16 protein-coding genes and 2 pseudogenes are annotated in these 18,852 nt (G+C 63.5%); 16 read left to right on the top strand and 2 right to left on the bottom strand.

Annotated elements, in window-relative coordinates:
• Positions 1 to 138: 138 nt before the first annotated feature.
• Positions 139 to 477 (top strand): annotated as a pseudogene (locus Q362_RS0113950) (tyrosine-type recombinase/integrase); the annotation flags it as partial.
• A 19-nt stretch (positions 478 to 496) separates the two neighbouring features.
• Here Q362_RS0113950 and Q362_RS22915 read toward each other — a convergent pair.
• Positions 497 to 789 (bottom strand): annotated as a pseudogene (locus tag Q362_RS22915) (recombinase family protein); the annotation flags it as partial.
• A gap of 373 nt (positions 790 to 1,162) precedes the next feature.
• Between Q362_RS22915 and Q362_RS0113940 the strand changes: the two are divergent.
• Together Q362_RS0113940 and Q362_RS0113935 are read left to right on the top strand one after the other, a co-directional pair.
• Complete coding sequence (locus Q362_RS0113940) at positions 1,163 to 2,320, top strand: hypothetical protein (protein WP_245590234.1); 1,158 nt, start codon at positions 1,163 to 1,165, stop codon at positions 2,318 to 2,320.
• A 55-nt stretch (positions 2,321 to 2,375) separates the two neighbouring features.
• Positions 2,376 to 2,882 carry a GNAT family N-acetyltransferase gene (locus Q362_RS0113935; protein WP_028319194.1) on the top strand — a complete coding sequence of 169 codons (507 nt, stop codon included), beginning with the start codon at positions 2,376 to 2,378 and terminating at the stop codon, positions 2,880 to 2,882.
• A gap of 143 nt (positions 2,883 to 3,025) precedes the next feature.
• On the opposite strand, the gene Q362_RS0113930 is transcribed toward Q362_RS0113935, so the two are convergent.
• Positions 3,026 to 3,955, bottom strand: a complete 930-nt coding sequence (locus Q362_RS0113930; RefSeq protein WP_028319193.1) for a sulfite exporter TauE/SafE family protein — start codon at positions 3,953 to 3,955, stop codon at positions 3,026 to 3,028.
• A gap of 447 nt (positions 3,956 to 4,402) precedes the next feature.
• On the opposite strand from Q362_RS0113930, the gene Q362_RS0113925 reads away from it, so the two are divergent.
• The 13 genes from Q362_RS0113925 (at position 4,403) to Q362_RS22355 (ending at position 18,843) form a co-directional block, all read left to right on the top strand.
• The gene (locus Q362_RS0113925) at positions 4,403 to 4,678 is read left to right on the top strand and encodes a 4Fe-4S dicluster domain-containing protein (RefSeq protein ID WP_028319192.1); all 276 of its coding nucleotides are present in this window, start codon (positions 4,403 to 4,405) and stop codon (positions 4,676 to 4,678) included.
• Positions 4,679 to 4,702: 24 nt separating this feature from the next.
• Complete coding sequence (locus Q362_RS0113920) at positions 4,703 to 5,857, top strand: 2-oxoacid:acceptor oxidoreductase subunit alpha (RefSeq protein ID WP_028319191.1); 1,155 nt, start codon at positions 4,703 to 4,705, stop codon at positions 5,855 to 5,857.
• A complete protein-coding gene (locus Q362_RS0113915; RefSeq protein WP_028319190.1) occupies positions 5,854 to 6,702 on the top strand; it encodes a 2-oxoacid:ferredoxin oxidoreductase subunit beta in 849 nt (282 codons plus the stop codon). The genes Q362_RS0113920 and Q362_RS0113915 overlap by 4 nt, the downstream gene beginning before the upstream one ends.
• A gap of 36 nt (positions 6,703 to 6,738) precedes the next feature.
• Positions 6,739 to 7,341: a 2-oxoacid:acceptor oxidoreductase family protein gene (locus tag Q362_RS0113910; RefSeq protein WP_028319189.1), complete on the top strand. Its 603-nt coding sequence runs from the start codon at positions 6,739 to 6,741 to the stop codon at positions 7,339 to 7,341.
• A complete protein-coding gene (locus Q362_RS0113905) occupies positions 7,338 to 10,757 on the top strand; it encodes an FAD-dependent oxidoreductase (RefSeq protein WP_028319188.1) in 3,420 nt (1,139 codons plus the stop codon). Before Q362_RS0113910 ends, Q362_RS0113905 begins: the two co-directional genes overlap by 4 nt.
• Complete coding sequence (locus Q362_RS0113900; RefSeq protein WP_028319187.1) at positions 10,750 to 12,357, top strand: hydrogenase iron-sulfur subunit; 1,608 nt, start codon at positions 10,750 to 10,752, stop codon at positions 12,355 to 12,357. The genes Q362_RS0113905 and Q362_RS0113900 overlap by 8 nt, the downstream gene beginning before the upstream one ends.
• 97 nt (positions 12,358 to 12,454) lie before the next feature.
• Positions 12,455 to 14,875 carry a CoB-CoM heterodisulfide reductase HdrA2 gene (gene hdrA2, locus Q362_RS20750; RefSeq protein WP_084312741.1) on the top strand — a complete coding sequence of 807 codons (2,421 nt, stop codon included), beginning with the start codon at positions 12,455 to 12,457 and terminating at the stop codon, positions 14,873 to 14,875.
• Between the two features lie 216 nt (positions 14,876 to 15,091).
• On the top strand, positions 15,092 to 15,862 hold the full coding sequence (locus Q362_RS0113890) for a substrate-binding domain-containing protein (RefSeq protein WP_028319186.1): 771 nt from the start codon (positions 15,092 to 15,094) through the stop codon (positions 15,860 to 15,862).
• A 191-nt stretch (positions 15,863 to 16,053) separates the two neighbouring features.
• Positions 16,054 to 16,941 (top strand): bifunctional 5,10-methylenetetrahydrofolate dehydrogenase/5,10-methenyltetrahydrofolate cyclohydrolase, encoded by an 888-nt coding sequence (locus Q362_RS0113885; protein ID WP_028319185.1) that lies wholly within the window; start codon positions 16,054 to 16,056, stop codon positions 16,939 to 16,941.
• A 14-nt stretch (positions 16,942 to 16,955) separates the two neighbouring features.
• Positions 16,956 to 17,147 carry a hypothetical protein gene (locus Q362_RS0113880; RefSeq protein ID WP_028319184.1) on the top strand — a complete coding sequence of 64 codons (192 nt, stop codon included), beginning with the start codon at positions 16,956 to 16,958 and terminating at the stop codon, positions 17,145 to 17,147.
• Position 17,148: 1 nt separating this feature from the next.
• Positions 17,149 to 17,343 (top strand): hypothetical protein, encoded by a 195-nt coding sequence (locus Q362_RS0113875; RefSeq protein ID WP_028319183.1) that lies wholly within the window; start codon positions 17,149 to 17,151, stop codon positions 17,341 to 17,343.
• 139 nt (positions 17,344 to 17,482) lie between these two features.
• A complete protein-coding gene (locus Q362_RS0113870; protein WP_157470147.1) occupies positions 17,483 to 18,196 on the top strand; it encodes a hypothetical protein in 714 nt (237 codons plus the stop codon).
• Between the two features lie 5 nt (positions 18,197 to 18,201).
• Entirely contained in the window at positions 18,202 to 18,843 is a 642-nt protein-coding gene (locus Q362_RS22355) for a FlgO family outer membrane protein (RefSeq protein ID WP_157470145.1), read from the top strand.
• Positions 18,844 to 18,852 lie beyond the last annotated feature (9 nt).

Genomic DNA, 18,852 nt, shown 5'->3' with positions numbered 1-18,852 from the left:
AGGATAAACCGCTTCATAATTTCACCTGCCAAGTGAGTTTTTAGGACAGGCGGATATTGCAATATTTTTACTGAAATTTCAATATGTTGATTTTAACTTTGCGTTGATTTTGTAGATGTTTTTTCACTGAACTAGGTTAAGTATAAAAAAGCGGCCAAGGAGCTGATCTGGCAATGGATGTTTCCGGCCCAAAATTTAACGCAGGTCAAAGATAGCCAGGAATTGAGGCGTTATCATATCCACCCTTCCCTGGTGCAAAAGGCGATTCGCACGGCAGTGCAAAAAACCAAAATACCAAAAAGAGTTACAGCTCACACCTTCCGGCACAGCTTTGCCAGTCACCTCTTACAGGCCAATTATGACATCCGCACCATCCAGGAATTGCTGGGCCATTCAAATGTGAGGACTACGATGATCTATACTCACACAGTTCGCAGTCAAACCCTGAAAGAGGCCAAGAGCCCACTGGATTTTTGAGGGGTATGGCTTACTCATGGCGGTGAACATGATCCCCGTAATTGTCGCGGGCCATCTGTAGGGCGAGCTTCAACAGTAAATGCTGAACCGACTCCAGGACTATCTTTGCCGCTCTTTTTGCCTTGGCCGCAAAGTCGGACAGATCGACCACGCCAGGAATTGCCAGGCGGGTACCCTTGGCGCGGATCGAGGCCACCTGGCGTTCAGCTTCGGGCGATCCGCATGGGCACCCGATGCCTTTTCCCGGTAGACGCCGGCAATATGATGGCCGGAGGATTTCGCATTTTTCACGATGGCCGCCGGGCGGGTCAGGTCTTATTCGTCGGTGCTGACGCGCAGATAGATACGCGCCTTTGAAATTGTCGCTCATGACACCCCGGCCAACATGGGTATACTCAAGCTGGCTCTCTTTTTTACCCTAGGCAAAAAAGCCGTTTACAGGCCTTGTCGTAACACAATCAATCTCGAATTGCTTTCTCTTGCCGCCCGACTGGTATATGGTGCGGATTTGTTTGTGCGGAAATCCGTCCCGCGAGCCCTTTCGGCAGTCAGGCGCGCAACCATCACCCATTGTGAACCCTCCAGCCTTCTGATTATGATTGTAAAATTTTCGCTTTTTCGGCTGACCATACTCGTGTTCATTGTCCTGTCCGCCGCAGCCCAAGCCGCGCCGTCAGGCAAAACCATGACCATGAACCCGGCCACGCCCCAGCCCGAGCGTTTCGTCGTCCGGGGCACCGCGCTGATCGATTTGCGCGCCCCGGCACAGCCGGTTTTTTTCCGGGGCATGGGCTACTCGCCCTTTCTTCCCGGCGAGACACCGGTGCGCGGCATGGCGCCGGGGAACGACGGCCGCTACGAGACGCATCTGCGCCTGATCCGGGCCATGAACGCCAACTACATCCACGTTTTTCCGCGCCTGATGCCGCCCAGGTTTTTCGAGGCCCTGGACAAGACCGACCTGGTCTACAGCCAGGATGTCTGGGTGTGGGCCTATGAGGACGATTTCCTCGCCCCGGCGTTTCAGGAAAAAACCCTGAACGACATCAAGGAGGTGATCGACCACACCTACCAGGTCGGCCGACCCGACCGGCTGGTCCTCTTTTCCATCGGCGACGAGTTGCAGGCCAAGTGCATCGCCTCCACCGACGCCCGCCATCCCGAGGTCCGCGACTACCGGGGCAGGCACATCACGGTCACCAACCGTACTCCCACCGAGGTGGCGCTGGCCAAACTGGTCGACGGGGCGATGGACTATGAACTGACCCGCTACGGCCGCCGCCATCTCTACTGCCACACCAGTTGGACCCATGTCGGCCCGATCGGCGACCGTCCGGATATCGAAGTCAGCCGGGAAAGCGTGCTGGTGCCGGACATGGGCGATCTGATCTGCCTCAACGTCTACACCTATGCCAACGGCGTGCGAACCTCGCCGCCGGGCTCGGTCACCGGCACCGCCTATCAGGGCTATCTCGAGCAGTTGGCTGCCGAAACGAAACAGCCGATCCTGGTGACCCAGGTCGGCCTGTCGACCTCGCCCATCGCCCCCAAACCCTGGATTCCCGGATTCGGCGGCCATGCAATCGAGGAGGTGCCGGCGACCTTCAAATCGGTCTGGCGGGATATCCGCACCGCCAAGGGCCGGGAGAAATACAGCGGCCTGGTCTTTTTCGAACTGCAGGACGAGTGGTGGAAGAGCGCCAAGGGGCCGGAGGAGGCCCTGCGCCAGGATGCGGACGATCCCGAACAGTGGTTTGGTGTGTACAGCGTGACAAAAGATCACACCCTGACCCCGAAGGGGGCCATTCCGGCAACCATCGGCACTCTGTTTGCCGAACCCTGACCAGGGGAATGCAAAAAAACTTCAGGTCCAGCGCCCTGCGCTTCCGAGGCCGTCCATGAACATTCGCCGCGCCGTTCCCTCCGATTTTACGGGCATGTGGCCCATTTTCCAGGCCGTGGTCGCCACCGGCACGACCTATGTGTTCGCGCCGGACACCGGCATCGAGGGAGGGCGGGCCTATTGGTTCGCGCCGGGCGTCACCTCGTTTGTCGCGGTGGAGGACGACCGGATTATCGGCATGTACAAGCTGGTCGCCAATCAGCGCGACCTCGGCTCCCATGTGGCCAACGCCTCCTTCATGGTCGATCCCGCCTGCAGTGGCCGGGGCATCGGCCGCAGCATGGGCCGCCACTGCCTGCGCGAGGCGAAACGCGCGGGGTTCCGAGCCATGCAGTTCAACTTCGTGATCAGCACCAATGGGGCGGCGGTCGCCTTGTGGCGTTCCCTCGGCTTTGTCGTCGTCGGCACGCTGCCGCAGGCCTTTCGCCATCGGGAACTGGGCTTGGTCGATGTATACGTCATGTACCGGTTCCTTGACGATATCGACGACGGCGAGGAATAGAGGAAGAAGGGTCCGTTGCCACCGTTGCCGCGGATCTGCCCGGAAGCGGACAGCCCGAGGCGCGGCGGATGCGTGCAACAGGGTGCGGGCGATGCAGCCTGTCGGGAATCAGCAGCCTGACAGGCTGTTTTTTTGTCCGCCGCTTACCGGAAGAATTCGACGATGTACTTGAGAGCGGTGCCGAGCATGATGGCCACCAGCATCCACTTGATCACCCTGGCGGGCACAAACTTCTGACATCGGGCGCCCAGGTACATCCCCGCCATGCCTCCCAGGCCGAAGAGCACGCCCAAAAGCCAGTCCGGCGCCACCGACACCTGCGGAAAGAAGGGGGCCAGGGCCGTGTAGAAGGCCACGCCGGCCACCGAGGTGACAAAGGTGCCCATCAGGGCCGCCCCGGCCACGGTATAGACCGGTAAACCGAAAAAGGTGACCAGGAAAGGGGCGATGATCGCCCCGCCGCCAATCCCGTAAATCCCACCGATGATGCCGACGACGAAGCAGAGGATGAAAATGCTCGCGCCGGAGACGTCGTAGGTTTCACCCTGGAAGGTATAGGCGATCCGCCTGGAACCGCGCCGGATGACCGTGACCGTGGCCGCCGGATTGCCGAAGGATGCGGCCAGCGGTCCGCCTTTGCCGTCGCCGCCCTGTTGTCCGCTTTTGGCGGCAGCCCGTTGTTTGTACAGATCCTTAATCATCTTGACGGCGATGTAGAGAATGACCGCCGCGGCGAAGAGTTTGAAGTTGCGGGGGTCGCGCAGCCCGGTCACCCGGACGAAGGCGCCGATGAGGACACCGGGCAGGGTGCCCAGGACCACCGCCCAGGTCAGCGGCCAGACCATCCGTCCTTCCTTGCAGTAGCGGTAGACCCCGGACGGGATGGCAACGATGTTGTATAACTGATTGGTGGAACTGACCGAGGGATGGATATAGCCGAGCACGGACATCTGGAAGGGCAGCAGGAGAAAAGCGCCCGAAATGCCGCCCATGGAGGTAAAGAAGGAGAGAACAAAGGCAACCAGCGGCGGAATCCAGGGGTCAACGGTGATACCGGAGATGGGAAAGAGCATGGCGCGCCTCCTCTGACCTGAACGGCAGTGTCTAATAGACACGATGTTTTTTATTTTCGTGTCAATATAGAGAGTGATCCACTGCTTGTCAACAGGGAATAGATGGCAGTGTCTCAAAAGAACAGCGGATTCATGGGAAGCTGGAGACTATTGACAGGCACAAGCCCAACTGCCTCTCTGTCTGCTTGGACCCGGCTGGCGGTATGGTCCCGTGTGCCCTGCGAGGCGGGCGCTACCGTTGTCGATGGAACCTTCTTGAAAAGCATTCGAGCAAAAACGAGACACTGTCCGGAAAACTGTGGCGGTGTCTCCATTTTTTGGAAGCGTACCGTGATTGCCACTTGACTTCTGCTCTTTTTTCAGGTTATTTCAGCCCTTATCCCATGGCGGGCGCCTTCGGATCTGTGCTCGCGTCATCGAATCGTACCCTCTGACAAGGCGGGCAACATGGCATTTTGGCGAGTTCCCCTCGACGCCCAGGAGATCCAGATCACCCGGGGCGAGGTGCACATCATCGACGACCGGTGCAAGGGCTGCGGCTACTGCATCGAATTCTGCCCCAAGGACATTCTGCAATTCTCCGACCGCTTCAACCGCAAGGGCTACCACCCGCCGGTGGTCGCCAGGCCCGGCGAGTGCGTCAATTGCCATTACTGCGAAATCATCTGCCCCGAATTCGCCATCTATTCGGTGGAAGTGCACCCCGCGACCGCCCTGAAATAATTCTCCCTTTTCCGAGAGCCGTGTATGAAACCCGCTGTTCTGACCGGTGAACACTACATCACCGGCGACGTCGCCTGCGCCGAGGGTGCCATCGCCGCCGGCTGCACCTTCTTCGGCGGCTACCCCATCACCCCGGCCACCGAGATCGCCGAGCACATGGCCGAACGATTGCCCGATGTCGGCGGCACCTTCCTCCAGATGGAGGACGAGATCGCGGCCATCGCCTCGATCCTCGGCGCCGCCTGGACCGGGGCCAAGACCATGACCGCCACCTCCGGGCCGGGCTTCAGCCTGATGATGGAAAACCTCGGCCTGGCCGTCTGCACCGAGACCCCCTGCGTCATCGTCGATGTGCAGCGGACCGGTCCCTCCACCGGCCTGCCCACCATGACCGGGCAGGCCGACATGATGCAGGCCCGCTGGGGCTCGCACGGCGACTACGAGCTGATCGCTCTGGCGCCGTCCTCGCCGCAGGACTGCTTCTACCAGACCATCCGCGCCTTCAACCTGAGCGAAAAGTACCGGGTGCCGGTGCTGATCATGGCCGACGAGATTGTCGGCCACATGAGCGAGAAGGTGGTCATTCCCGAACCCGGCAGGATCAAGCTGGTCAACCGGCCCAAACCCACCGGCCGCAAGGACCGCTTCAAACTCTACGAGCCCGGCCCGAACGGCGTGGCGCCGATGCCGGCCATCGGCGACGGCTACAACATCCACGTCACCGGCCTCACCCACGACGAGCGCGGCTATCCGTCGATGACCGTCGAGGCCCAGGAGCAGATGCTCGCCCGCATCAAGAACAAGATCCGCGACAACCTGGACGATATCATCACCACCGAGAGCTACCGCCTGGAGGATGCCGACATTGTGATCGTGTCCTACGGCATCTCGGTGCGCACCGGCCTGGCCGCGGTCGACCGGGCGCGGGCGCTGGGCTACCGGGCCGGCCTGCTGCAACTGGTCACGGTCTGGCCCTTTCCGGAGGCGTTGATCCGCGAAATCGCCGGCCGCGTCAAGGGATTCATCACCGTGGAGATCAACCTCGGCCAGGTGCACCACGAGGTCGAACGCTGCGCCGGCGGCCTGGCCGCGGCCCATCTCGTCGGCCATGCCGGCGGCAGGATCATCCATCCGGACAAGGTGCTGGAATGCATCGAGAAGGAGTTTGCACGCCCATGACCACCAATCCGAAAAAACCGGCCAGGCAGCCGGAACACCCGCTGGACGACCTGATCCGCACCGACCGCATTCCCCATATCTGGTGTCCGGGCTGCGGCATCGGCACGGCGTTTTCCTCCTGCCTGAGCGCCATCAAGGCCACCGGCCTGCCGTACAATCGCTTCACCATGGTCTCGGGCATCGGCTGCTCGGCCCGCGGCGCCGGCTACATCAAACTCGACTCCTTCCACACCACCCACGGCCGGGCCATCCCCTTTGCCAGCGGTATCAAGATGGCCCGACCCGACCTGAAGGTGATCGTCTTTTCCGGCGACGGCGACCTGTTCGCCATCGGCGGCAACCATTTCATCCATGCGGCCCGGCGCAACATGGATTTGACCGTGATCTGCGTCAACAACCTGACCTACGGCATGACCGGCGGCCAGGTGGCGGCGACCACGCCCAACATGGCCAAATCGACCACCACGCCGCTGGGCAATCCGGACGCGCCCTTCAATCTGCCGCTGCTGGCCTACGCCGCCGGCGCCACCTACGTGGCCCGCTGGACCATTCTCCACACCCGCGACCTGACCACCGCAATCAACGAGGCCATCCTGCGCAAGGGGTTTTCGTTCATCGAGGTCCTGTCGCCGTGCCCGGTCAACTACGGCCGCCGCAACAAGGAAAAACCCATCGATACCCTCAGGCTCTACCAGGACCGGACCATCATCAAGAACGGCGCCGATCCGGTCAAGGCGGACATCGACTTCGGCAAGGGCGTGGTCCTCGGCACCTTCATCGACATTGACCGCTCCACCTGCGACGACCGCTACTGCGAGATTCATCGCCCCTGCAGCGACGACTGATTCCGCACCTCCCCATCACCGGCAGCAACTACGACCATGAGCAAAAAAGCGCAATCCAGCCAGACCGAGATCATCGTCACCGGTTTCGGCGGCCAGGGCATCATCCTCGCCGGCCGCATCCTCGGCATGTCGGCCTCGCTCGGCGACAAGAAGGAGTCCACCCTGGTGCAGGCCTACGGTCCGGAATCACGGGGCGGCGCCTGCAACGCCCAGGTGATCATCTCGGATCGCCCCATCCACTATCCGTACGTCAACACGCCCAAAATCCTGGTGGCCATGTCCCAGGCCGGCTACGACAAGTTCGGCCCGGCCCTGGCGCCGGACTCGGTCCTCCTGGTCGATCAGGACCTGGTCGATCCGGAGAACGCGGCCTGCGACCATTACGCCATTCCCGCCACCCGCATGGCCGAGAATCTGGGCAACAAGATGATGGCCAACATCATCATGCTCGGCTTCTGCACCGCCATCACCAGGGCGGTGTCCAGCGAGGCGGCCCAGGCGACCATCGCCCGCTCGGTGCCCAAGGGGACCGAGGAACGCAACATCGAGGCCTTCACCAAGGGATTTGATTACGGCCTGTCCACCCTCAAGGGGCGGGAAAAACGGGCCGCCGGCCAGGCAGGGGCCGTGCTGCAATGAAACGACAGAAAGAGCGACTCTATCGGGTCATCGTCGCCGGCGCCACGCCGGAGGGCATTGCCGCCGCCAACAAGCTGGGCGAACTCGGCATTCCGGTCACCCTGGTCGAGGCCGATGCCGATCTCGACCGGAAGCTGGCCGCCGAGGAATACCGGCTGCCCTCGGGCCTGACCTTCAACCACGCCCACCGGCCCGGCCTGATCCGGATCATGCGCAACAACTCGATCCGGAGCCTGCTGCCGGCCAGGATCACGTCGATCAAGCACACCGCCCAGGGGTTCAGCGTCCGCATCGATCAGGAACAGACCTTCATCGATCCCGACCGGTGCACCCTGTGCGGCAAGTGCGTCGCCGTCTGCCCGGTGGAGCATCCGGATACCGGCCGGGCCCTGCGCTACCACGCGCGTTCCAGCCTGCCGGGCCGGCCCACCATCGACAAGCGCCGGCAACCCCTGTGCCGGGAAAATTGCCCCCTGGGGGTCAATGCCCAGGGCTATATCGCCCTGGCGGCCCAGGGCAAGTACGAGGAGGCCCTGGCCCTGATCCGCCGCGACAACGTCCTGCCCGGCATCTGCGGCCGGATCTGCGCCCATCCCTGCGAGGATGCCTGCCGGCGGGGCGGCGTGGACGATCCGGTGGCCATCCGGGCGATCAAGCGGTTTCTGGCCGATTACGAAGGAACAGACGAGGCCGGGCAAGAGGCGGCCGGTACGACGGAGGCGGCCAGGGTGGAGCCGACGCGGCCCGAGAAGATTGCCGTCATCGGGTCCGGCCCGGCCGGGATTGCCGCTGCCGCCGACTTGGCGCGCAAGGGCTACGGGGTGACGGTCTTCGAAAAGGAGAAAGAGGTGGGCGGCCTGCTCCGCTACGGCATCGGTGCCCACCGCCTGCCGCGGCCCATCCTCGACCGGGAGATCCGGTTGATCGAGCGGATGGGCGTTGTCTTCGCCACCGGCCAGGCCGTCGACCTTGCCGGCGATCTCGACCGGTTCGCCAAGGAATATCAGGCCGTGATCCTCGGCACCGGCACCTGGCGCGATCGGCGGCTCGGCGTCGAGGGCGAGGATCTGGATGGCGTCGAGGGCTGCCTCGCCTTTCTCGTCCGGCGACAGCGGGACGACCTCGCCCGCCTGCCGGAACGGGTGGCGGTGATCGGCGACGGCAACTCGGCCTTTGACCTGGCCCGCACCCTGGCCCGCATGGGCGCCCAGGTGAGCATCGTCTCCTGGTTCGGCGCCGACTCTATCCCGGCCGACCCGGACGAGGTGCGCGAGGCGATGGAGGAGGGCGTCACCATCGTCGACGCCACCCAAGTGGCGGCCTTCCGGGGCGAAAACAAGAAAGGAAACGACGATGGCGCCCCGAAATTCACCCATCTGGAGTGTATGCGCACCCGGCCCGGCCAGCCGGACGCCCGCGGCATCGCCTGGCCCGAGGTGGTTGCCGGGGAGCAGCCTTTCATCCTGGCCTTTGACCGGGCCTTTGTCGCCGTCGGCCAGATGGGCGGGTTCGACGCCGGCAGTTTCGGCGGCAGGGTCGCGGTCAACGACCGGGGCTTCATCGAAACCGACGGGGAAACCCGCACCTCATGCCCCGGTGTCTATGCCGCCGGCGACACGGTTTCCGGGCCCTCCTCGGTGGTCCGGGCCATGGCCTCGGGCCGCCTGGCCGCCCGCGCGATCCATTTCGATCTGACCGGCATCGGGGAGGAAGGTCCGCAGACCTGTCCCGGTACCGGGGATTTTTCCTGCATCCCCGAGGATTTGCCCAAGCGGCAGCGGACGGCCATGCCCGAGCGGCAGGCGAACCTGCGCAAAAGCGATTTCAAAGAGGTGGCTCTGGGGTTCAATACCATCCAGTTGATCGCCGAGGCGAGCCGCTGCCTCCAGTGCGGGGTCTGTTCCGAGTGTTTGCAATGCGTGGCCGCCTGCGGCGCGCTCAAGGCCATCGACCATAGCCAGGCCAGGGAAGAGGTCGTCGAGCAGTGTGGCGCGGTGATCGTCGCCGACCCGGCCGTCGCCCCCAACATCAAGGGCGACGACATCATTCGCGCCTACGGTCCCAAGGCGGCCCGGCCCGATGTCAACGACATGATCGTGCGCGGCTTCGACGCCGCCGCCAGGGCTATGCAGCTCTTGGGCGGGGCCGCGAAAACGACCAAGGGTCACGGTCTGTCGCTCTCCGTTCCGGACGCGGGCCTGTCGCCGGAGGTGCGCATCGGCGTCTTCGTCTGCCGCTGCAACGATTCCTTCGGCTGGCTGGACGGCATGAGCGAGCACCTCGCCCATCTGGCCGCCGCCATCCCGGATATCGTCCATACCGAGATGCTGACCGCGGCCTGCGTGCCGGCAGGATCGCAGGCGATCATCCGGGCGGTGCGGGAGAAGGGCATCACCCGGCTCGTGCTCGGCTCCTGCGTCTGCTGCCCGCTCAACTTCGTGTGCAGCGCCTGCACCGACCAGCGCAGCCGCCTGAAGAACAACCTGTTCCACGGCACCGGCATCAGCCGCTCCATGGTCGAGACCTGCAACCTGCGCGGCGAGATCCTGCGGCTGGTCGAAGCCAAGCCGGAGCTGGCCTTGGAGCGGTTCAAGGGCTTGCTCGGCCGGTCGATCAAGCGGACCCGGACCCTGAAGCCACTGCCGGCGGTGGACCGGAACTACAATTTCGCCGCCGCGGTGATCGGCAATTCCCAGGCCACCATCACCAGCGCCCTGACCCTGGCCGGCAGCGACCACGAGGTGTTCCGCTTCGGCACCGCCGAGCAACCGCTCAAGGACCCGGTCGAACACCCCAACATCCACAACTTCCCGGACTGGAACGTCAAGGGCATCAGCGGCACCCTGGGCGATTTCCAGATCCTGATCGAATCCGAGGGCCGCAGCCAGACCCTCCGGGCCGGCACGGTCATCCTTGGGGAAAAGGCGCGGCGGCGGATCGCCTATACCCATCAGGAAGGGCTGCCGAGCTGCACGGTGGAACCCCTGGTGCAGCAGCGCGGGGTCACGAACATCCCTTTTGCCTATCCCTGCGCCACCTCGGTGCCCGGCCTCTACCTGGCCGAGCCGCCGGGCATCAATGTCTCCAAGCTGAAGAAGGGGACGGCGGCGGCGGTGATGGTGGCCGCGGCCATGCCGCGCGGGCCGCGGCAATCGAAGGGATTCACCGCCACCATCGACCGGACCCTCTGCCGGGGCTGCGGCCGCTGCGCCACGGTCTGCCTCTACCATGCGGTCACCCTCCAGGCCAACAGCGTCGGCGGTTGGCACGCGTATGTCGACGAGGCCCTGTGCAAGGGCTGCGGCAACTGCCTGTCGGTCTGCCCCACCGGCGCCGCCGACAGCCCCTACCGCAACCGCGCCTATCTCGAACAGGCCCTCGAGGAATTGCTGTGCAAGGACACCGTCCATGAATGATCACACCAACAACCCATTGAATATTCTTTTGTTTCTGTGCAACTGGGGGGCGCATACCGCCTTCCTCACCCTCCAGGATCAGCGGCGGCCGATCCCGGACGAGGTGCGCATGGTGCGGACCCCCTGCACCGGCCGCATCGACCGGGCCATGATGCTCAAGGCCTTTGCCAAGGGAGCCGACGGCGTGGCCCTGGTGGGCTGCGAACCGGGGACCTGCCGCTACGGCTCCGGCACCGCCACCTCCCAGCGCAACACCCAGGACGTCCAGCAGGTGCTCGACATCATGGGCCTGGGCGGCGAGCGGCTGCGTTTCGCCGCTTTTCTGCCGGAACAGTCCGAGGAACTGCTCGCCTTTCTGCAGGCATTCACCGCCGATATCCGGGCGCTCGGCCCGGCCGGCATCGAGGCTGTCCCGGTGATCCCGCCCACGGACATGGCCGAGCACAAACAGGCCCTGCGTCAGTTGGTCGCCGACTACGATATCCATGCCTGCCAGGACTGCGGCAAGTGCTCGTCGGCCTGCCCTCTGGCCCTGATCGGCAAACCGTTTTCGCCCAGGGCCATCGCCTCGGCGGTGATCACCGGCGGCATCCACGCCCCCGGTGTGCGGGAGAATGCCTGGTCCTGCCTCACCTGCGGCCTGTGCTACGACCGGTGCCCGTCGGCGGTCAATTTCCCGGCCTTTATCAAGGAGCTGCGCCATCTCTACCGCCAGACCGACCTGCCCGGACGGGAGGTGCACGGCGGGTTTTTCCACTCGCTGATGCGCTCCATGAGTTCGCCGGCCGTGACCCCGAAGCGGTGGGCCGCGCTGCCCGAGGAGATCCGCGTCGATCCGGCGAGCACCACGTTATTCTTCGGCGGCTGCGCCCCGTACTACGACATCTTTTTCGGCAAGCATAACGACAGCCAGACCAACCGCATCCTGCTCGACAGCCTGCGCCTGCTCAACTTCTTCGATGTGGCGCCCCGGCTGCTGCCCGACGAGCGCTGCTGCGGCCACGACCTGCTCTGGTCCGGCGACAGGGAAAATTTTCTCAGGATTGCGCGGCTCAACGTCGAGCAGTTGAACGATCTCGGCATCGAGACGGTGATCACCACCTGTCCCGAATGCTACATGACCCTGCACACCACTTACGGCGAGCAGGGGCTGACGCCCCGGTTCCGCGTGGTGCATCTCTACGATTTTCTGGAGGAACAGATCGACAAGGGGGCGGTGGGTTTCAAGCCGCTGAACCGCGCCATCACCTTCCAGGATTCCTGCCGGCTGGGCCGGCTGGAAGGCCGGGCCGAGTTGCCGCGCAAGCTGCTCAGGCGGCTCAAACCGGTCAGGTTTGTGGAGATGAAGGAGGCGGCCGGGGCCTCGATCTGCTGCGGCAACTGCGCCTGGACCGGTTGCGACAGCTACAGCAAGGCCCTGCAGGTCAAGCGGCTCGAACAGGCCCACGCCACCGGCAGCGATCTGCTGGTCACCGCCTGCCCCAAATGCCAGATCCATCTCAAATGCGCCATGGAAGACCCGTTCCGGCGCGAGCAGTTGCAGATCGAACTGATGGACCTGACCAGCGTGATCGCCCAGACCATCCACTGGGAAGGGTAGGGGGCGGCCTGAGCGGCCAGCACGGATACAAAATAAAAAAACACCAAAACGTACGCACGTACGTACAACAGCGAATCAGCTTCAGCGGAGAATGAGCATGTCAAAAACTCCCTCTGTCAAACCAGTTGAGCAGGAGCCCCGCATCGGGGTCTATGTCTGTCATTGCGGGCTCAACATCGCCCAGTCCGTCGACTGCGCCAAGGTGGCCACTGAAGTGGCCGATGCCGACGGCGTGGTCGTGGCGAAGGACATCGTCTACGCCTGCTCCGAACCCGGCCAGCAGCAGATCAAGCAGGATATCGTCGACAACGGCCTCGACCGGGTGGTGATCGCCTCCTGTTCGCCCCGCCTGCACGAATCGACCTTCAAGAAGATGATCGACTCGGTGGGGCTCAACCCCTACATGCTCGACATGGCCAACCTGCGCGAGCAGTGCTCCTGGGTGCACATGAACGACCGGGAAAACGCCACCGCCAAGGCGGAAACCCTGGTCAACATGGCCATCAGCCGGGTGCGCCATCTCGAACCGCTTACCGAGGAGACTCTGCCGCTCACCCCGAGAACGCTGGTCATCGGCGGCGGCGTGGCCGGCATCCAGGCGGCGCTCGACCTGGCCGACAGCGGCTATGACGTCACCCTGGTGGAAAAGAACCCTTCCATCGGCGGCGTCATGGCCCAGATCGACAAGACCTTTCCGACCATGGACTGTTCGATTTGAATCTTAGGTCCTAAGATGACGGATGTCGGTCGACATCCACGGATAAAGCTGTTGTGTTTAAGCGAAGTGGTCGATGTGAAGGGGTATGTCGGCAACTTCAAAGTGAAAATCATCAAGAAGGCCCGCTATGTCGACGAGACGAGCTGCACGGCCTGCGGTGACTGCGCCAAGGTCTGCCCGGTGGTGCGGCCCGACGAATTCAACATGGGCCTGGGCTCGCGCAAGGCGATCTACAGCCCCTTTCCCCAAGCGGTGCCGTCGTCGTACCTGATCAACGCCAAGGAATGCCTGGGGCACAACCCGGCGGTCTGCTCCAAGTGCGTCGAGGTCTGCGCCAAGGGGTGCATCAATTTCCACATGTCGGACGAGGAAATTATCGAGGAGGTGGGCACCATCATCGTGGCCACCGGCCTGCAGCCCTACGACCCGACCGAAATGGACGAGTACGGCTACACCCGGTTCGACAACGTGCTCACCAGCCTGGAATTCGAGCGGCTGGTCAACGCCAGCGGTCCGACCAAGGGGACGCTGATCCGGCCCTCGGACCGCGCTCATCCGAAATCGGTGGGCTTCATCCAGTGCGTGGGCTCGCGCTCGGCCACCAGGGGCGGCCATTACTGCTCCAACATCTGCTGCATGAACACCGTCAAGTCGACCTTCATCATCAAGGAGCACTATCCCGATGTCGAGGTCAAGGTGTTCTATATCGACATCCGCGCCTTCGGCAAGGGGTTCGAGGATTTGTACGCCCGCAGCCGCCGCATGGGCGCCCAGTACATCCGGGGCCTGCCCGGCTCGGTCGAGGAGATGGACAACGGCAGCCTGCGCGTGGCCGTGGAGAACGGCGCCACCGGCACCCTCGAATTCCACGAACTCGACATGCTGGTCCTGGCCCAGGGCATGAAACCGGCCCCGTCCACTCAGCGGTTGCAGGAGATCATGGGACTGCAGCTCACTCCGGACGGATTTTTCCTGGAGGCCCATCCCAAGCTCCAGCCGGTGGATGCCGCCACCCGCGGCATTTTCTACGCCGGCTGCGCCGAGGGCCCCAAGGACATTAAGGAATCGGTGACCCAGGCCTCGGCCGCGGCCATGCGCGCCATCCGCCTGATGCACAAGGGCGAGATCACCACCGAGCCGATCACCTCCACCATCATCGCCGAGAAGTGCAAGGCCTGCGGCAGGTGCGCCGAGGTGTGCCCGTACAACGCGATCACGGTGGACGTCAAGGCCAAGAAACCGGCGGTGGTCAACTCGGCCGCCTGTGCCGGCTGCGGCACCTGCTCGGCCGAATGCCACTTCGACGCCATCAGCATGAACCACTTCACCGACACCCAGATTCTGGGCCAGGTGGATACCATGCTCGCCGTTGCGCCGGAAACGAAGATCCTGGCGTTCGCCTGCAACTGGTGCTCCTATGCCGGCGCCGACTACGCCGGAGTGTCACGGTTGCAATACCCGGCCAACGTGCACCTCATCCGGGTGATGTGCTCGGGCCGGGTGGACGAAAAGTTCATCTGGGAGGGCTTCCGCCAGGGTGCGCCGGTGATCCTGGTGAGCGGCTGCCATATTGGCGACTGCCACTATATCGACGCCAACCACTGGACCCAGAAACGGGTCGACCGCATCCGCAAAAAGATGGAGAAGATCGGCCTGCGGCCCGAACGGCTGCAACTGGAGTGGATCAGCGCCGCCGAGGGCATCCGCTTCGCCGAGACCATGCAGCGGATGGAGATACTGCGAAGGAGCGTTTCCGCCGAGGAAATCGCCGAAACCCAGAGCGTGCTCAGCAAGCTCTGATCATTTTTCAGTTCCCCTGTCCAGGGGCGGGCGGCCGCTCGCCCCTGGACAGGGCCCGATTTTTCCCGCCCTTGTGCGGTCAATCGACCGCCCCGTTCATGCGGACAGCGCCACGCCGTCCTTTTCGGATCAATAAATCTTTTCCGTCTTCCCGCACACTGTCGTATAATTTGCCCGAGGCTTGCATCGTTGAACCCTAACAGTGGAGCGTTACACATGATGACACCAAGGCATTTTCTAAGCGTGCTGCTCGCGATCACCTGGCTCATGGGGGGCGTTGCCTCCTCCTGGGCGACCGAAGTGACCATCGGGTCCGGGGCTGCGGCGGTGGAGAATATTTTCAAAAAGATCGAATATCCCCTGCAGCGGGCGCGGGGCATCAAGCTGAACATCACGGACAGCGGCCCCGTTCAGGCCCTGAAGGATCTCGATGCGGGCATAATCGACTGCGCCGTCGGCGGGGTCGCCTTTGCCGACTGGATGGAGATAATGAAAAAGGACGGGTATGCCATTGCCGACCAGTCCGTGTACCGCAGTTGGGTCATCGGCGAGGACAAGATCAAGGTGCTGGCCAACACCGATGTGCCGGTGGCGGCGCTGTCCAAGGAACAGTTGCTTGCCATCTTCAGCGGCAGGACCAAGAACTGGTCGCAGGTGGGCGGACCCGACAAGCCGATCGTGGTCGTCCTGGGCAGCCAGATTCCCGGCACGCTCTCGGTGTTTCAAAAACAGGTCCTGGGCACCGCCGCCTTCACCAAGGATGCCATGATGGGCACCACCGCCGAGGATGTCAAAAGCCGCGTCATCAGGAATCCCGGGGCCATCGGCCTGGGCACCCTCTCCCAGGTCGACTATCTGGTGCACAGTCCGGCGACCCCGGAGATCAGCCGCCCCATCACCCTGGTCACCAAGGGCGCGCCGTCGGAAAGCGTGCAGTACCTGCTCGACTACATCAAGAAAGACGGGCAGCGGTATATCGCCAACTAGGCGCGCAGGCGGCAGAGGGGCAAAGGGGGCGGCCCGGCGAAACGAAACGGCGATGCCCACCGGCGCGGCAAAATGCGGCGCGCCGGGGCGACGCCGCAGTCTCGGCTTGAAAAAAACAGCCGGTATGCTAGGCTACCCCCCTCCTGATCGATCAGACTTTTTTGTCCCCCTTTTTATGTGAACGCAGCCCCATGCCAGCAACCATCATCAGCGGCGTTGCCGTCGCCACAGCCATCCGCCAGGAAATCGCCGCCGAAGTGGCCGCGCTCAAGGAGCGACACGGCCTCGTTCCCGGCCTGGCCACCATCCTGGTCGGCGAAGATCCGGCCTCCCAGTCCTACGTGGCGGCGAAAAACAGGACCGCCCATGCCCTCGGCATCCATTCCGAACAGATCACCCTGCCGGCGGCGACCAGCGAGGAGGAGTTGCTGCGGCTTGTCGGGCAATGCAACGGCAACCCGGCCATCCACGGCATCCTGGTGCAGCTGCCCCTGCCGAGGCACATCGACGAGGCCAAGGTGCTGTTCGCCATCGATCCGGCCAAGGACGTCGACGGATTCCATCCGGTCAACGCCGGCAAGATGATGCTCGGTCAGCGCTGTTTTCTCCCCTGCACGCCGAACGGCATTGTCGAGCTGTTGCTGCGGGCGGGGATCGAGACCGCGGGAGCCGAGGTGGTGGTGGTCGGACGGTCTAATATCGTCGGCAAGCCCATCGCCAACCTGTTGCTGCAGAAACGGCCGGGCGGCGATGCCACGGTGACCGTCTGCCACACCCGCACCCGCGACATGGTCGCCCATACGCGCCGCGCCGACATCCTGATCGTGGCTGCCGGCGTGGCCAAAATGATCAGGGCGGATCAGATCAAGGAAGGCGCGGTCGTCATCGATGTCGGGGTCAACCGCATCGGTCAGACCGCAAGCGGCAAGGCCATCCTGGCCGGCGACGTCGATTTCGACGATGTGCTCGCCAAGGCCGGGGCTATCACGCCGGTGCCCGGCGGCGTCGGTCCGATGACCATCACCATGCTGATGCAGAACACCCTCCAGGCCGCCAAGCAGGCGGCGGGACTGCTCTGATTTTCCGGCACGCCATGAGCGAACCGAAGAAGAAGGTCTGCGACACCTGCGGCGGCAGCGGCGAGATCGGCTATTTCCAAGGGGAAAGCCGCTTCTTCATCACCCGGGAGGAATGCCCCGCCTGCTGCGGCGTGGGCTCTGTCCCCGACGAGGAACCGGAGACCGGGCCCGGCCCGGCCGCGAACGCGCCGGAGGAAGGGGACTGACATGCGTACCGGCGACCTCTGGGATGCGCTCGGTTCGCTCGATGACGATCAGGCCACCCAGGTGCTGGCCCATCTGTTCAGTCGTTTCGAGCAGCGCCGGCAGCACTGTCCGGACGATCCGGCTGCCGAGGCCTTTTTCCGGAACCTGGAGGCGATCATGGCGCAGGTGCTCTCCTGCAATGTCGGCAGGCGTTGACCCGCTCGCCACCGATTGGCCGGCACCGGCAACCGCATGCCATGATTTCGCCGCGCCGGGGATCATTTTTCTATTGTTCCGGCAAGATGCATCCGAAGAGAAGACCAGCGGATCGTACAACTGTTCACCATGCGGGGGAATGATGCGAAACGGATGGGTGTGGCTGTTCCTGATCGCCGTCGGATGTGCGGCCGGAGGATGCACGCGCGGGCACGGCGCCTTCTTTTCCGGCCAGGAGGAAATCGAATCGGTCGCGCAATGGAACGTGCTGGCCAACCACGTCGCCGACCGAATCAACAAGGAACTGATGCGGCAGCAGTATGTCCACGCCTCGGTGCATGTCCGCCACAGTTGCGGCACGCCGGGCAGGTGCGGTGCCGACGGGACCTTTCCCTTTGACGAGGGCTTCAACGACCTGTTGACCACGCAGTTGGTCAATTTCGGCGTCAACATCGTGACCTCGCCTGAAAACGCCGACCTGACCGTGGAGTACAAGGTGCAGGCCGTGTATCATCCCCCGGACCGCCGCCGGTGGGACTGGCCCGAACCGGGGGTGCTGACCGTCCTGGCCGCCGGCATCGTCGTCATCGAGGATGCCCCCTGGGAATTGATCGCCGGCGCCGCGGCGGTGGATGTCGTTCGCGCCAACGACCAGCCCAGCGGACAGTACGAAGTGATCATCACCACCTCGATCCTCGACGGGAAACGGTATGTGATGCGTTCTTCGGACATCTATTGCATCAACGGCGCCGATTACTGGCACTATCATCAGGACGGGCCGGCGGCGGAGATCCGGCTGACCGGCACGAACGCGGCGCCTCGTCCCGTTCCAACCACGAAGACCTCCCTATGACGCGCATGGGCCGACATGTTCTGCTCCCCGGTTTCCTGCTGGCGGCGCTGCTCGTTCTCTGCGGATGCAGCCGGTTCAACGGTACCCGGCTGGAGCCGGTCCTCGGTGGCGACATCGATCTCGTCGCCCTGGGTGACCGGGTGGCGGAGACGCTCGTCAGTCGGCCGGTGCCGCCGTTGATCCCGCAGCAGCCCGACCAGCCGATCCTGGTCGCCACCCTGGTCAACAACGACGACCTCAACGACACCTCGAATTTCGGCCGCAGTTTTCAGAACAACATCACCGCCGGCTTCGTCAAGCGGGGGTATGCCGTCCGGGAGATCAAGCTGCGGCGCGAACTGCTGGTGCAGATGTACAAAGGGGAACTCATGCTGACCAGGGATATCCAGGAACTGGCGGCCGCCACCCAGCGGGCCCAGGCCGTGGTGGTCGGCACCTATACCCTGGCCAACAGGGTCATGTATCTTTCCGTCCGCCTGGTTTCGCCCCGCAATCAGGCGATCAGGGCGGTCTATGAAGACAAGCTCTATCTGGACGACAACAACCTGCGCCTGCTCGGCCTCAAGTTCAAGCACGGCACCGGCGATGATCCCATCAATCCGGTGCTGCCTCCCAGCCCGTCGGTTCTCGACACGATCCTCTATTGAAACCGGGCA

The sequence above is a fragment of the Desulfobulbus elongatus DSM 2908 genome, assembly GCF_000621145.1.
In the GTDB taxonomy this organism is placed as follows: Bacteria; Desulfobacterota; Desulfobulbia; order Desulfobulbales; family Desulfobulbaceae; genus Desulfobulbus; species Desulfobulbus elongatus.
The sequence above is the reverse complement of the archived record's forward strand: the minus strand, read 5'-3'. Positions and strand labels throughout refer to the sequence as shown.

Coding starts and splice junctions, on each gene's coding strand:
- Q362_RS0113880 (WP_028319184.1), top strand. CDS start 16,956: ATGAGCGAACCGAAGAAGAAGGTCTGCGACACCTGCGGCGGCAGCGGC.
- Q362_RS0113900 (WP_028319187.1), top strand. CDS start 10,750: ATGAATGATCACACCAACAACCCATTGAATATTCTTTTGTTTCTGTGC.
- Q362_RS22355 (WP_157470145.1), top strand. CDS start 18,202: ATGGGCCGACATGTTCTGCTCCCCGGTTTCCTGCTGGCGGCGCTGCTC.
- Q362_RS0113890 (WP_028319186.1), top strand. CDS start 15,092: ATGATGACACCAAGGCATTTTCTAAGCGTGCTGCTCGCGATCACCTGG.
- Q362_RS0113930 (WP_028319193.1), bottom strand. CDS start 3,955: ATGCTCTTTCCCATCTCCGGTATCACCGTTGACCCCTGGATTCCGCCG.
- Q362_RS0113885 (WP_028319185.1), top strand. CDS start 16,054: ATGCCAGCAACCATCATCAGCGGCGTTGCCGTCGCCACAGCCATCCGC.
- Q362_RS0113920 (WP_028319191.1), top strand. CDS start 4,703: ATGAAACCCGCTGTTCTGACCGGTGAACACTACATCACCGGCGACGTC.
- Q362_RS0113910 (WP_028319189.1), top strand. CDS start 6,739: ATGAGCAAAAAAGCGCAATCCAGCCAGACCGAGATCATCGTCACCGGT.
- Q362_RS0113940 (WP_245590234.1), top strand. CDS start 1,163: ATGACCATGAACCCGGCCACGCCCCAGCCCGAGCGTTTCGTCGTCCGG.
- Q362_RS0113915 (WP_028319190.1), top strand. CDS start 5,854: ATGACCACCAATCCGAAAAAACCGGCCAGGCAGCCGGAACACCCGCTG.
- Q362_RS0113925 (WP_028319192.1), top strand. CDS start 4,403: ATGGCATTTTGGCGAGTTCCCCTCGACGCCCAGGAGATCCAGATCACC.
- Q362_RS0113875 (WP_028319183.1), top strand. CDS start 17,149: ATGCGTACCGGCGACCTCTGGGATGCGCTCGGTTCGCTCGATGACGAT.
- Q362_RS0113905 (WP_028319188.1), top strand. CDS start 7,338: ATGAAACGACAGAAAGAGCGACTCTATCGGGTCATCGTCGCCGGCGCC.
- Q362_RS0113870 (WP_157470147.1), top strand. CDS start 17,483: ATGATGCGAAACGGATGGGTGTGGCTGTTCCTGATCGCCGTCGGATGT.
- Q362_RS0113935 (WP_028319194.1), top strand. CDS start 2,376: ATGAACATTCGCCGCGCCGTTCCCTCCGATTTTACGGGCATGTGGCCC.